Origin of the sequence: Shewanella sp. SM74, from assembly GCF_025653725.1 — a bacterium.
GTDB lineage: Bacteria > Pseudomonadota > Gammaproteobacteria > Enterobacterales > Shewanellaceae > Shewanella > Shewanella oncorhynchi.
Genome location: NZ_JAKKRZ010000011.1, coordinates 126,462 through 140,801, shown reverse-complemented (window position 1 = coordinate 140,801; position 14,340 = coordinate 126,462). Strand labels below are relative to the sequence as shown.

At 46.0% G+C, this 14,340-nt stretch carries 13 protein-coding genes; 6 read left to right on the top strand and 7 right to left on the bottom strand.

Annotated features, from left to right (window positions below; all coding sequences use genetic code 11):
• Nucleotides 1-239: 239 nt before the first annotated feature.
• Nucleotides 240-959: a FadR/GntR family transcriptional regulator gene (locus L5M49_RS13215; protein WP_105250375.1), complete on the top strand. Its 720-nt coding sequence runs from the start codon at nt 240-242 to the stop codon at nt 957-959.
• Here the strand turns inward: L5M49_RS13215 and L5M49_RS13210 are convergent.
• The 5 genes from L5M49_RS13210 to L5M49_RS13190 all read right to left on the bottom strand — a co-directional run bounded on the left by L5M49_RS13210 (nt 956) and on the right by L5M49_RS13190 (nt 6,768).
• A complete protein-coding gene (locus L5M49_RS13210; protein ID WP_263266237.1) occupies nt 956-1,360 on the bottom strand; it encodes a DUF1850 domain-containing protein in 405 nt (134 codons plus the stop codon). The genes L5M49_RS13215 and L5M49_RS13210 overlap by 4 nt on opposite strands.
• 45 nt (nt 1,361-1,405) lie before the next feature.
• A complete protein-coding gene (locus L5M49_RS13205; RefSeq protein ID WP_131524216.1) occupies nt 1,406-3,439 on the bottom strand; it encodes a TRAP transporter permease in 2,034 nt (677 codons plus the stop codon).
• A gap of 108 nt (nt 3,440-3,547) precedes the next feature.
• On the bottom strand, nt 3,548-4,504 hold the full coding sequence (locus tag L5M49_RS13200; RefSeq protein WP_105250372.1) for a TAXI family TRAP transporter solute-binding subunit: 957 nt from the start codon (nt 4,502-4,504) through the stop codon (nt 3,548-3,550).
• 279 nt (nt 4,505-4,783) lie between these two features.
• On the bottom strand, nt 4,784-4,906 hold the full coding sequence (locus L5M49_RS13195) for a hypothetical protein (protein ID WP_105250371.1): 123 nt from the start codon (nt 4,904-4,906) through the stop codon (nt 4,784-4,786).
• Between the two features lie 365 nt (nt 4,907-5,271).
• Nucleotides 5,272-6,768: a DUF853 domain-containing protein gene (locus L5M49_RS13190; RefSeq protein ID WP_263266236.1), complete on the bottom strand. Its 1,497-nt coding sequence runs from the start codon at nt 6,766-6,768 to the stop codon at nt 5,272-5,274.
• Between the two features lie 259 nt (nt 6,769-7,027).
• On the opposite strand from L5M49_RS13190, the gene L5M49_RS13185 reads away from it, so the two are divergent.
• The 4 genes from L5M49_RS13185 to L5M49_RS13170 all read left to right on the top strand — a co-directional run bounded on the left by L5M49_RS13185 (nt 7,028) and on the right by L5M49_RS13170 (nt 9,224).
• Nucleotides 7,028-7,267 (top strand): hypothetical protein, encoded by a 240-nt coding sequence (locus L5M49_RS13185; protein WP_263266235.1) that lies wholly within the window; start codon nt 7,028-7,030, stop codon nt 7,265-7,267.
• 11 nt (nt 7,268-7,278) lie between these two features.
• A complete protein-coding gene (locus L5M49_RS13180) occupies nt 7,279-7,704 on the top strand; it encodes a hypothetical protein (RefSeq protein WP_006084327.1) in 426 nt (141 codons plus the stop codon).
• A 143-nt stretch (nt 7,705-7,847) separates the two neighbouring features.
• The gene (locus tag L5M49_RS13175) at nt 7,848-8,726 is read left to right on the top strand and encodes a neutral zinc metallopeptidase (protein ID WP_263179984.1); all 879 of its coding nucleotides are present in this window, start codon (nt 7,848-7,850) and stop codon (nt 8,724-8,726) included.
• 51 nt (nt 8,727-8,777) lie between these two features.
• A complete protein-coding gene (locus L5M49_RS13170; protein ID WP_263266234.1) occupies nt 8,778-9,224 on the top strand; it encodes an NUDIX hydrolase in 447 nt (148 codons plus the stop codon).
• A gap of 25 nt (nt 9,225-9,249) precedes the next feature.
• Here L5M49_RS13170 and L5M49_RS13165 read toward each other — a convergent pair whose 3' ends face one another.
• Together L5M49_RS13165 and L5M49_RS13160 are read right to left on the bottom strand one after the other, a co-directional pair.
• Nucleotides 9,250-10,449 (bottom strand): class I SAM-dependent methyltransferase, encoded by a 1,200-nt coding sequence (locus L5M49_RS13165; RefSeq protein WP_131524220.1) that lies wholly within the window; start codon nt 10,447-10,449, stop codon nt 9,250-9,252.
• A gap of 409 nt (nt 10,450-10,858) precedes the next feature.
• The gene (locus L5M49_RS13160) at nt 10,859-11,302 is read right to left on the bottom strand and encodes a hypothetical protein (protein WP_263266233.1); all 444 of its coding nucleotides are present in this window, start codon (nt 11,300-11,302) and stop codon (nt 10,859-10,861) included.
• Nucleotides 11,303-12,034: 732 nt separating this feature from the next.
• Here L5M49_RS13160 and uvrD point away from each other — a divergent pair.
• The gene (gene uvrD, locus L5M49_RS13155; protein WP_263266232.1) at nt 12,035-14,203 is read left to right on the top strand and encodes a DNA helicase II; all 2,169 of its coding nucleotides are present in this window, start codon (nt 12,035-12,037) and stop codon (nt 14,201-14,203) included.
• Nucleotides 14,204-14,340 lie beyond the last annotated feature (137 nt).

Sequence of the window (14,340 nt, the reverse complement as noted above, 5' to 3'; positions counted from 1 at the left end):
GAGCTAGTTAAAGAAATTATGTTTAACATTCTTAGGTTAAATGTATGACGTATGACTAATGTCGACAACGAAGTTAGGATGAATATGAGAAACTAGTTACGAAATTCGCACAGATGTTACTTGGATCAACAAATGTGAATGTTTTTTAATCACTAATGTAGGAAAGATGAGAGTACTTTTTCTGCGTTAATGCGGTTTTATGCTAGTATGGCGACACTAAGCATATTTGGGATAATCAAGTGCATATCTTCAAGCCAATTAAGCAGATAAGAGCATCGAGTGAAGTCGGGCAGCAACTGAAAAATGCTATTTTAGATGGCGAATATAAGGCTGGCGATAAATTACCCTCTGAGCGCGAATTAATAGAATTATTTCAAGTTAGTCGCACTGTGGTGAGAGAGGCGATCAAAAGCCTCGAAGCGGGTGGATTAGTGGAGATTCGCCAAGGTGCAACAGGTGGCGCATTTGTTAAGCACTTAACCTTTGAACGTTTAAGTGATGCTTGCCAAGATTTATTTCTAATGGGGAAACTTTCCCTTCCTGAACTGTGTCAAGCACGCATGCTGATTGAACCGCAAGTGGCTAGAATGGCTGCTAAAAATTGCACTCCAGAGCAAGCTAAAGCTTTGCAAGAGGCGAATAGCCATGAAAGTGACTCATTGGCTTATCCCGAAACTGTCATATTGCGATCTCAAGTACATTATTTGCTCGCTGAAATGTCTGGAAATCGCTTTTTAGAAGCGATCGTAAAATCCTTGTTGGTTTTATTAAGTAATCAAACGACTAAGTTTCAGCCGCCGACTGATGAAATTCATCCTTTAGGCTTGCATGATGTCATTGTCGAAGCGGTTATCGCAAAAGATGGGGCGAAAGCTGAGGCCGAAATGTTTGCACACCTTGAGGATTTTAATCAGCGCCTAATAGAAATTGAGCGTAAATATATGGATAAACGCACTTAAGGCAAAGAGTTGCAACCCCATAGTTCAACCGCGGCTGTTTGTTTGTTGGGTACGCCAATCCAATGACTCATGGCTTGGCATTGCACTTTTCCTGAGATTTGAGTGAAGCAAAGTTCAAAATCCCCTGCTTCGGGCGTGCGACCTAAGCGCAACACAGGTAAAATGGGTAGCTTGGGCTGATAATGCCAGCTGCCATTTTTAAGATAGGCATCATCTGGGATTTCCATTCCAGCACCCGTACCTTTCACTCTTGCTTCGACCAACACTAATCCTTGTGGGGTGACGTTATAGTCTTCCTCCCAGCGAATTTTTTCTATGCTATGGTTCCATGCCAAGGCGAAGTTGTCTGTGGGCACTTGGGTCCACAGCGTGCCCGCTAGGCCTAAACACAGGCCTAGCATCTGTTTACCTTCAATGGCTGATTAACGACCAATAATCTCAAGAGCTTATCCTTGCTCTGCGAGACGTTTGAGTTTGCGTGCTCGCCAGCTGTGTTGCACGATAAATAGCAGTGCGAGCCCAAAACCAATTTCATCACTCAACGGTGTAGCAAGAATTAAGCTCGCACCTGCAAGGAAGCCGATAACGCGTTCCCACCAGTAGAGTTTTTGTAATAGATATCCGGTAAAGATGACGCCCCAAATACCAATACCCACAGTCGCTTTTAGCAAGACAAACCCAGTGGCTAACCAGCTATCACCTTGAAGCATCAAAGCGGGATCGTAAACCGCCATAAAGGGGATCACAAAACCTGCAATGGCGATACGGATTGCCCAAAGGCTGATCTTAAGGCCTGATTCCTTAGCGATTGGCGCCGCGGCAAAACAGGCTAAGGCAACGGGAGGCGTGAGATCGGCCATGATGCCGAAATAAAATACAAACATATGCGACACAATCAGTGGCACACCGAGGTCGAGTAATGCGGGAGCGGCAATCGAGCTAGTAATAATGTAGTTAGGGATTGTGGGGATCCCCATGCCGAGTACTAGGCAAGTGACCATAGTTAACACGAGTGATAAGAACAAGTTATCTTGGCCAACGGCAAGAATATAGCTCGCGAAGGTCGAGGCAATTCCTGTCAGTGACACTATGCCGATAATCACACCGACTAAAGCACAGGCGATACCCACAGGCACGGCATGACGGGCGCCTTCTACCAGTGCATGCAAGCAGATGGTGAGAGTATCTCTGCCGCCTTTAATAAACCAACAAATGGCGACTAATAAGGCGATAACCCCAAATACGACCCCGATCCCGAGTTGGAAGAAGCCAGCGCAAAGGATGCCAAGGGCAATCCAAAAGGCAATCCGCATCGCCATTGAGGAAAGTCGCAGTACTATGGCTGAGCCTAAAATTACTATCGATGTGAGGGCGAGTCCTACCATGCCTGAGAACAGCGGCGTTCTACCCGAAAACAGCAAGTAGACTAAAATAAACAAGGGGATAAGGAGATACCAACGCTCTTTAATTGCCGCCCATGGATTCGGGCACTGATCTTTAGGCAGGCCACAGAGATTGGCGCGTTTGGCTTCTAAATGCACCATCCAAAATACGGAGCAGAAATAAAGTAGCGCAGGGATCAATGCCGCTTTGGCTATCTCGATAAAGGGGACGTTAATGGTTTCGGCCATGATAAAGGCCACTGCGCCCATGATCGGCGGCATGATTTGGCTGCCCATACTCGATGTTGCCTCTACCCCGCCGGCGAAGGCTGGGCGATAACCGAATCGTTTCATGAGTGGAATGGTAAATTGGCCAGTTGTGACCACGTTGGCAACACCTGATCCTGTAATCGTCCCCATCAATGCCGATGACACTACTGCAACTTTTGCAGGACCGCCGAGCTTGTGGCCAAATAATCCCATGGCAAAGTCGGTAAATAAACGGATCATTCCGGCTTGTTCTAAAAAGGAGCCGAAGAGAATAAACAGGAATATATACGTCGCCGATACATAGGTTGGTGTGCCGTATAGCCCTTCGGTACCGAAGGCTAATTGATTGATGATCTGATCGAATCCATAGCCGCGGTGCATTAAGTCACCGGGTAAATACTGGCCAAATAAGCCATACATCAAAAAGATGCTACAGATGATCGGTAGCGCCCAGCCCATGACTCGGCGCGCTGCTTCAAACACTAATACGATCAAAGTGATACCTATCACTATATCCGCATCGGTCAGATCGCCTGAACGTTGAATTAAGTCGGCTTCGAAATACCACTGATAAGCCGCTGTGGCCATGCCAGCTAGACCGAGTAGCCAAGCGAGTGGCTGCCAAGGCTGAGATTTTCCTCTAGCGGGATAACTTAAAAAAACCACTAACAGTAAAAAGCCCACATGGGTGGCACGCAGTACTTGAGTCGAGACGGGATGAAAAGCGGCAGTGATGATTTGAAAAATAGAAAAAATTAAGGCTGTATAAAATAGAGCCTTGGGCCAATCGCCAGTATTTGCGCTGAGACCTTGTTGGGGATCACTCATATTATGCCTCACAGCATTAGACTACAGAGATGATATAAACGAGATGCCGTTATTTAACGGCATCTCAATTGCTTAGTTTGGAATAGGATGCACAGATATCAGTAAAACTTAGAGTGCACCAACTTCTTTGTAATAACGTTCTGCACCTGGGTGCAGTGGTATTGGCAGATTTTTCGTCGCTTTATCTACGCTGATGGTCTTCGCGGCGGAGTGCGCGTTACCGAGTCGGTCTAAGTGCTCGAACATGAGTTTTGTCATCTGATAGGCTAAATCATCCGATACACCGCTTTGAGTCACCAGTAAATTTTGAATGGCGACGGTAGAAACGTCGGTGGTTTGGCCTTCATAGGTTGATGCTGGGATCACGCCATGTTGATAGGCGGGATTGTTAATCTTAGCGATCACATCTTCTGGAATTTCAACAAAGTTGATTGCCATTGTCGCAGCTAAGTCACGGATAGCTGCCATGCCGAGACCGGAAGATTGTAACGTGGCGTCTAATTGACGATTTTTGATTAGCTCAACGGATTCGGCATAGGGTAAAAACTCGACTTTCCCCATGTCTTCGTAACTTAATCCCGCAGCCTTGAAAATCGATCTGGCATTGAGTTCTGTCCCTGATTTAGGGGCACCCACTGAGATGCGTTTTCCCTTTAAATCAGCCAAGGTTTTAATGCCAGACTCTTTATTAGCGACAATTTGAATGTAGTTAGGATAAGCCGAGGCAAGTACTCGGATTTTATCCAGCGGCGTTTTAAAGCCTGCATCAATATCACCTTGATATGCTGCTGCGACTGAATCACCTAAAGCGAACGCTAATTCGCCACGACCCGCTTGTAATAAATTGAGGTTTTCTACTGAGGCTTTAGTTGCTTGAACTGAGGTTTTAGAACCTTCGATTCCTGTGCCGTAGAGTTGCGACAGCGCAACGCCAATAGGGTAATACACACCACTGGTGCCGCCTGTGAGAATGTTGATAAAGGCGGGGGCAGCAGCCATAGCGGCAGCACTGAGTGTGAGAGTCACTGCTGCGCCGACGGCGACAAAACGTTTTTTGATTTTCATTATGAAATATCCTTATTTTTTATAGTGTTATGTAGGGTCTTTCGAGCGGTAAATACCGTAATCAGCTCAATATAACTACATAAAACCTGAAAAAGGTCAATTAGGCTATAGTCGATAGCGGCTACTTTTGTATCACAAAACTGAGATCTGAGACTGTTTTGAGCAAGGTTGTATTGTGAGGTAAAACTTGGTTGGTTCAATGAAGCGGGCAATAAAAAGGGCTAACCTAAGTTAACCCTATTTGTGTTATTAGAGGACAAACCTCCTAATAACAAGACACTATTTAGTGTTATCTAAGAAACCTTTAGTTGCGTTTTTCGCATGTTTTGCTGCTCTTTTCTCTTTAGGAGACATCAGCGGTTGTTTCTTCGATTCTTTACGGTTTTTTTGCTCTTTACTCATATAAAACTCCATGTACTCTTTGGTTATTCATCAGGCTAATCATGTAAGCCGTACTTAATTGAACCTATTCCATGACGTCCTGATTGAAGCGAAATTTTTATCTCGAATTACAACATTTTAAATTACAAATATCTAAAATAATTGATAATTATCTGTGAATTTATTTGCCTCAATGAGCGATTACAGCAAAATAATCTTATCACCGAATTCCGTACCATGATCCATCTATCACTTAGAATAATTAATGCTAATGCTAGCGTTAACCTGTATAAGAAATATGCGAACAAGGACACAGTACCTCTATTTTCGTCATTGTTTGTGGTTTTAGTGGGCCCTAATTGGAGGCTTAACTAAGTACCATATGCCTAACGTCGGCTCGATTTACCTAACATGCCACCTAATATACCGCGCAAAATTTGTTTACCTAATTGGCTGCCAACTGTGCGTGCCGCTTGTTTTGACAAGGTTTCAGCTAACCCTTGGCGGCGCTTATTACCAAAAATAAGTTCACTGAACCAACCTTGTTCCTCAGCTTTTTGATCCGTTTGCACATCACTTGCTGTGGATGTGGTGTCGCTGGTGGCGTTACCAACTCGTCTTTGGTTAAGGCGTTCGTAGGCCGATTCGCGGTTGATTAACTGATCGTATTTACTTCCAATCGGGCTTTGGGCGCGGACTTGTTGTAACTCCTCACTTGTGGCGGGTCCCATGCGGCAACGTGGCGGTGCGATGAGTGCGCGCTCGACCATAGTTGGCACGCCTTTGTCGGCTAACATAGACACTAAGGCTTCACCTACAGCGAGCTGGGATATGACGTCGCTAACAACCAGTTTGGGGTTAGGCACAAAGGTTTCGGCGGCGGTTTTAACGGCCTTTTGATCCCTTGGCGTGTAAGCTCGCAGGGCATGTTGAATACGATTACCTAATTGTCCGAGAATTTCGTTTGGGACATCATCAGGAAATTGCGAGCAAAAATAAACGCCTACGCCTTTTGAGCGAATTAGGCGCATGATCTGTTCGACGCGTTTTAATAGACTCGGTGGGCAACCCTCAAAGAGTAAATGCGCCTCATCGATAAAAAACACTAGCTTAGGTTTTTCGGGATCGCCGACTTCGGGCAGATTCTCAAATAATTCTGAGAGTAGCCATAGCAAAAAACTTGAATATAAACGGGGAGTTAAAATCAGTTTGTTTGCTGCTAATAAATTGATAATGCCGCGTCCTTGCAAATTAGTGTGCATTAAATCTTCAAGCTGTAACGCGGGTTCACCAAAAAAGTCTTTGCCGCCATCGCGCTCTAATCCTAGTACCGAGCGTTGAATCGCTGCGAGGGATTGGGCGCTGATTAAACCATATTTGGCGGAGATTTCTTTGCGTTCCTCGGCAACTAAGGCCAGCATGGCCCGCAGATCATCTAAGTCGAGCAGTAATAACCCTTGGTCGTCCGCTAGTTGAAAGACTATGTCTAAAATACCGCTTTGGGTGTCATTCAATTCTAAAATTCGGCCGAGTAAGGTTGGGCCCATTTCGCTGATGGTGGTACGCAGCGGGTGGCCTTGAACGCCCGCTAAATCCCATAACACCACAGGGTTAGCTTCGTTGTGATAATCCTCAATGCCAATTTGAGTTGCCCTTTGTAATAGCTTTTCACTTGGAGTACCCGCCATCGCTAGACCCGAGATATCGCCTTTAACGTCTGTGATAAAAACCGGCACGCCTTGGCGTGAAAAACCTTCGGCAATACTCATCAGCGACACGGTTTTGCCTGTCCCTGTGGCACCGGCAATTAACCCATGGCGATTGGCATACTTAAGATTTAAGTGAACCTGTTGTTCACCTTTTCCTATTAATAGCGTATTCAAAGGCATTCCTTATGTTAACGGTAGGGCTTATATTGGAATCGTTGCAGCATCCTTATTTTAGCCTCTGTGTATTTAATCCACTTTAGTGTCGTCGTTCATGCGTATAAAAATTCATCATTGAGTGTTGGCCTTAGCGTAATTTATGTCAACATGGGGCCTGAATAAGCTTGATATCACTTAGCAAAAATGTGTGATTGGCAATATGGGCGTTACCTATGAATGAGGTGTGTTATTTGGGTCATTCACTGAGGCGTGCTTGATGGTGACATTCCCTTTGATTATGCTGCTCTTGTTCTTTACTGTGCTGACATCTGCTTGCGCCGAATTAGAGTGTTCTGCCAGAACTGATGTCGATCCCTATGAGCCCATGCGAGATAAACAGCGCTGTGTTGCCGAGGCGGATAAAAATCTCGACGAGTACCAAAAGGCAAAAGCAGCGGAAGAAAAACAACGGCTGAAAACGGCCATAGAACAAGCCACTCAAAAATCGTTAATGTAGAAAGGATATCTATGAAAGGTGCGGGCGGAACACAGGGCGGGACGGGACAATTTTTTATGGGTCTGGCCATGATGTGTGGCGGATTTTATTTATTGTTCAATGCAATACAAGTGAGTTCTAGCTTTGGGCTGGGCTATGGTTTATATCGAGTGAATGCCTTTGGGCAAGGCATGTCGATTACTACAGGCATGGTGATGCTGCCGTTTATTATCGGCATTGTTATGGTGTTTTTTGACGCTAAGAGTAAGTTAGCTTGGCTGCTGAGTTTAGGTTCGCTAACGGCCTTGATTGTGGGTGTTATCAGCTCGATTCAATTCCACTTTAAATCTATGTCGGCCTTTGAACTTATCGTGATCCTCGTTTTGGCCTTTGGTGGTTTAGGGTTGTTTTTACGCTCACTGAAAGACGCGCCCACAAGCGATACACAAGCGAAATAACCACTAGACTCTTAATCACTAGGCTTTTAACCACTAGGCGCTAGAGTGCAAATACGAAATCAGAGTTGTGCATCTAAGTGGCTCAAATAGCGATTTAACGAACGGTTTAACGAGAGTTTTTAACTACAGAGTGAAGGAATGCGATGCGCTGGCGTGACACTGACAGAAGCTCCAATATCGAAGACAGACGCGGCCAGCAAATGGCATCTGCGGGTGTGCCGAGTGCCTTGTTACTCAGGTTCTTGCCCTTTTTGCTGAGAACTAAACTTGGCCGCGTGGTGTTGCTCATCGGCGGCATTTATATTGCTTTTCAGTATGTTACCGGTGGTCTTTCACTTGACCCGAATACTCAAACTCATCTTAGCCAATCCCAATCTAGCTCAACAACAGCGGTACAGGATGAAAATGCCCAGTTTGTGGCGGCCATTTTAGGCACCACAGAAACCGTTTGGGGCCAGTTGCTCAAAGGGCAATATCGAGAGCCTAAGTTAGTGCTTTATCGCAATATGACCTCCACTGGCTGCGGTATGGGACAGGCGCAGTCTGGGCCTTTCTATTGCCCTGCCGATAGCAAGGTGTATATCGATCTTAGCTTTCTTGATGAGCTTAAAACATTAGGCGCGCCCGGTGATTTTGCCTTTGCCTATGTGATTGCCCACGAGGTAGGCCACCATGTGCAAAACCTGCTGGGCACTAGCACTAAGGTGCGCCAAGCCCAGCAATCTGGCAGTAAAGTGCAGGCGAATCAATTGAGTGTCGCACTTGAATTGCAGGCTGATTGCTACGCAGGGATTTGGGGGCATTATGTCAATCAACAACTTAACTTACTTGAAGCGGGCGATTTAGCGGAAGGCATTGCCGCCGCCAGTGCTGTGGGTGACGATCGTCTGCAAAAGATGGCGGGTCGCGCCGTACAGCCCGATGCTTTTACCCATGGCAGTTCGGCGCAGCGGGTGAAATGGTTTAAGACAGGGTTTGATTCGGGTAATCTCGCCAGTTGTAATACCTTTGCGGCGAAGTGATTTAGTCTGATATCTCAAATACGTACCGAACAGAAATGCAAGGATAACTGAGTGGCCTTTAACGATACCTTTAGATTGAGCAGCCACGCGGTTATCACTAATGCGCAGGGACAAGTACTGTTGCTTAAGGCCAATTATGGTAATTTTGCTTGGGGTTTGCCCGGTGGCGCACTCGAGCCCGGTGAAACGATTCACGAGGCCTTAGTGCGCGAATGCCAAGAGGAATTAGGCTTAAGTGTGCGGGTTAACTATTTGAGCGGCGTGTATTATCACAGCGCCTATCAATCCCAAGCCTTTATTTTTCGTTGTGAACTGTTGTTGTCTGATGGGCCTGAGGTGGCAAAAAATGGGGCAGAAGGTGAGCCATTGCCGATCCACTTAAGCCACGAACACTCAGAGTTTGCCTTCCACAATATAGATACCCTTAGCGCGGTTCAGCAGCAAAGAATTAAAGATTGCCTCAATTTCAACGGGGTTGTCATGAGCGCAAAGTTTTAATGCTTTGCCAGTAAACCGCCGGCCGTTAATCGGCTTGGGTTTGCGCGAGTAAGGTTTCTAAGCAGTGTTCCTTGATACCGTAATAGGCTTTAATGTCAGCAATTTGCGCGAGTATTGCGGCGCTGTCTTTCTGATTGTGTTGTGGCTTTTTAACGGCCAAAATCATCTTATTTTTATTGGTATGTTCTAGGCTGATAAATTCAAACACCTTAGTCGCATAACCGTTGGCTTCCAAAAATAGCGCACGTAATGAATCCGTCACCATTTCAGCCTGTTGGCCCATGTGCACCCCATATTGCAGCATAGGTTTGAACAATTCTGGGCTGTGCATCTGTGGGCGAATTTGTTTATGGCAGCAAGGCGAACACATGATGATGTCGGCATTGGCGCGAATACCATAATGAATCGCATAGTCAGTGGCGATATCGCAGGCGTGCAGCGCGATCATCACATCGGTTTGCTTAGGTGCATGGGTTCTCACATCGCCGCAGACAAACGACAATCCTTGATGATCCAGCGTTGCCGCCGTTTCATTACATAAATCGGCCAAGGCTTGGCGTAATTCCACCCCAGTCACCTGCGCATCATTGTGAAGGCTGTGGCGAAGGTAATCATGGATTGCAAAGGTGAGATAACCTTTACCTGAACCAAAATCGACCACATTGATTGGTTGATCATTCTTGTGGGGTGAGGCTTCGAGCGCTTGGCTAAAAACCTCAATAAACTTATTAATTTGCTTCCATTTACGCGACATCGCAGGAATAAGATTATGTTGGCTGTCCGTCACCCCTAGCTTGGTCAGGAAGGGACGTTCGATATCCACAAAACGCTTTTTCTCACGGTCATGTTCTAAGGGCGCCGCGACGGCTTGTTTAACGTTATGTGTGCTGATTTGGACTTTGCCTTTTTTGCTGATCTCAAGCTGAACTTCTGCCTGCGCCGTAGCTAAGTGGGCACTTTTAAAATCGCTACCGAGTAACAGTTTTATGCTAGCTAACCCTTCGTCATAACTCAGGTTTTTAGTGATGTGATTCGTCTGGTGTTGATACACAAACGACAGCATAGATTCATTTTGCAAACTGATCGGCCGAATCGTAATGCGCTGCAAGCTTTTATCTGCCCCTCGGTACTTACTCAACAATAGTTTGATCAGACTATTCTTCGCCAAGCTGTCAGCCAAAAGCTGGTAAAAATCATCAAAAGAATTAAGCGCTGAATGGGACATTATTGTTTCCGAAAAAGTAACCAAGAAAAACAGGGTGAGTATTCTAACCGCGATCCGCCGCTACCTAAAGTTATTCTCATCGAGAAGGAGGGTTGAGGCAGAGCTCCGATGCTGATCTATCTGTTGGAGGTCGTAGTGACGCGCTCTATTAATGATGTGGGTCAGATCCACCTCTACTGAGAGTTGTGGATGTTCGGTCTCTCCTGTTAATTTGTCTGATGTGTCCGTGATTCACGGGTACGATTTAAGGTAAAACGACCATGAGGAAATTAATGGTTAACGGCTAGTTAAGCTGCAGTTTGTAAGTTGCGGCGTTGTGGATTACTTTTTCGCAGTAATACCACAAAACTGCAACTCACAAACGGTCCAGTACACGAAATAAGCGATGCTTGAGCGATTTCTTATGCCTTTACAATAGTGCCAGTAAGGCAGTTGCACCGGCTCCAACTAAACCTGCAATAGTGGCATTGTTAAGTAATTCCTTAAGTTTTGATTTTGCTTCTACATCATTGGTTTTAGCTACATTTTCGACCAACTCTTGCATGCTTATATTCACACTAAGCGAATTGCCATTACCAACTTGAAAAGAGCTACCTGAAATATTGCCGATATTAATTGAATTCATTGCTTCCTTGACCGGGTTAGTTAGCTCAGATAAAAATTTTCTTCCAGAAATTGTTATTTGAGGATGAAGATAGACATCACCATCACGGCTACTCGCGTCGGTTGCTTTAACGTAACCTTGTGTATATAACTCTTTGAAAACTCTTATCAGTTGAAACTCCCTTTCACTTATTCTCTCGGGGAATTGATTATTAGATAATTGCTCAAGAATGAGTTTATGGTCTTCCATTATCTCTCCATTACATTTTATTAGTGTGCATACGCGTTTACTTCATTAGAACAGTGTAGTGGTTAACCATTTGTAATAATTAACTTATCGGCTTTTATTTAGATATGCCATCTAGCAAAATGCGCATGAGCGCTTTCAAACCTTTCACTTAACCTGTGATACAGTTAAGTTATTAATTTTAATTATTTTCTAATGTATAGTGCTGAGATGAAGCGTATGGTTTTTGACTAAAAAGTCCATAAAACCATGTATTTTTGAATACGATTGGATGATGTTCTAGTTTCGGCAACGCGTGGTGAATAACTGAAAGATATGACTGGCATATTTTTCACTGTAGCAACAGTGTCGGTTATTTTGGGAATCCAAGCTCAGTAGATATGTCTGTTGAGATTGCCGCCTCTGTTTTGGTATCGCAATGCGCCATAATTTAGTTATCAAAGCGGGAATAAAGTTAAGGGTGTGCCACGTTTCGCCTTCTGTCTTTGCTGGCTAGCGGATATACGCAAAGGTTAATAGGATTAAGCACTGTCATGGAAGTGACCGTTGACGGCATGGATGCCGTCGTCGAGCCCTCAGGGATGAGTTAATGGCGAGTCACTGGAATGACAGTGCTTAATCAATTTAGTCATTACAACATAAGTGCAAATCAAGGTGTGGCTCTTGTCTTGTGGATCAAACGCGCAGGCGGGTTTTCTTCTGTTATAATGCCTCCTCGATTTTTTGGAGGCGAGAATGGACGTATCTTCTTTACTAGACGGCCTGAATGATAAGCAGCGCGAGGCTGTCGCGGCACCGCAATCTAGCATGTTAGTGTTGGCAGGCGCGGGCAGTGGTAAAACTCGGGTGTTGACCCACCGCATTGCGTGGCTGATGCAGGTTGAACAGCAGAGTCCTTACTCGATTCTTGCGGTGACGTTTACCAATAAAGCTGCGGCTGAGATGCGCGAGCGAGTTGAAAAAGTCGCTGGCACCAATATGGGCCGCATGTGGATTGGGACTTTCCACGGCTTGGCGCATCGCTTGTTACGCACTCACTTCCAAGATGCGGGTTTACCGCAAAGCTTCCAAATCCTCGATTCAGACGATCAAGTACGCTTGATCAAACGTATTCTTAAAAGCCTGAATTTGGATGAGAAACAATATCCTCCACGCCAAGCTCAGGGTTATATCAATGGTAAAAAAGACCAAGGATTACGCCCCAAACATATCGATGCGGGCGGTTTTCCGCTTGAGCAGAATCTGCTAAAAATCTATCAGGTTTACCAAGAGTCTTGTGACCGCGCGGGTTTAGTCGATTTTGCCGAAATCCTACTACGTGCCCATGAGTTATGGCTCAATAAGCCGCACTTGTTGGCCCATTATCAAGACAGATTCAAGCATATTTTGGTGGACGAGTTCCAAGATACCAACGCGATCCAATATGCGTGGATCCGTGTGCTCGCCGGTCAAACCGCCAATGTGATGATAGTCGGTGATGACGACCAATCGATTTACGGCTGGCGCGGCGCTCAGGTTGAAAACCTACATAGATTCTTAAAAGATTTCCCGACGGCGACCACGATTCGCCTCGAGCAAAACTATCGCTCGAAGGGCAATATCCTTAAAGCGTCCAACGCCTTAATCGCCAATAACCCAGAACGTATGGGCAAAGAGTTGTGGACGGATGAAACCGATGGCGATCCGATTTCGCTCTATTGCGCCTTTAATGAAATGGATGAGGCGCGCTTTATCGTCGGTCGAATTAATGATTGGCACGAAAAGGGCGGCAACCTCAGTGATTGTGCGATTTTATATCGTTCTAACGCTCAATCGCGGGTATTGGAAGAAGCCTTGTTACACAAAGGCTTAGCCTATCGTATTTACGGCGGTTTACGCTTCTTCGAACGCCAAGAAATTAAAGATGCCATGGGTTACCTACGGCTGATTAATAACAAAGACGACGATGCTGCGTTTGAGCGTGTAGTTAACACGCCGCCCCGTGGCATTGGCGATCGTACTTTAGATATTTTGCGCTCCACCGCGCGCCAGCATGAGTTAACCCTGTGGCAGGCGAGTGTGCGTTTACTCGACGAGAAAGTGCTCGCGGGCCGCGCAGCAAATTCTGTGCGTGGTTTCATGGACTTAATCATGACATTGCGTGAAGACACCCAAGATATGGTGCTGTATCGCATGGCCGATACAGTGATCCAAGCGTCGGGCCTTAAGGCCATGTATGAAGCCGAAAAGGGCGAAAAAGCCCACGCTAGAATCGAAAACTTAGAAGAACTCGTCACGGCGGCGCGTACTTTTGAGCTGCCAGAAGAGCTGGAGGACATGGGTGAACTTAACGGTTTCCTGTCCCACGCGGCGCTCGAAGCGGGCGAAGGCCAAGCCGATGCCTTTACCGATGCGGTGCAGCTAATGACGCTGCATTCTGCCAAAGGGTTAGAGTTCACTATGGTGTTTATGGCGGGTGTCGAAGAAGGGATTTTCCCGAGTAAAATGGCGCTCGAAGAGGGCGATAGACTCGATGAAGAACGCCGTCTCTGCTATGTGGGCATGACCCGCGCCATGGAAAAACTCTACATAACCTATGCCGAATCGCGGCGCATTTATGGCCGCGAAGATTACGCTCGGCCGTCGCGTTTTATCAAAGAGATCCCGCCGCAATATGTGGATGAAATCCGTCTTAAGGCGCAGGTTTCAACGCCGATGGCGAATAATCGTTTCAGCGCCCCAAAATCGGCTGCGACAAATGATACCGGTTTTAACGTCGGCCAACGAGTCAATCACCCTAAATTTGGTGAAGGTAAAGTGACCAACTTTGAGGGCAGCGGTGCCCAAGGGCGAGTTCAAGTGAGCTTTACTGACTTTGGCAGCAAGTGGTTAGTGGTGGCTTACGCTCGGTTAGAGGCGCTTTAATACCAGCCCTGAACGCGATGAATGTCAGCTTTTTATGACACGCTTTTAGGGCGTAAATTCGCATCGGGAGAAGCATGGGTATATGATGCTAATCCTGAAACCGAGTGGAAACTTGAGGGTATTGGGAGTACCTAGTT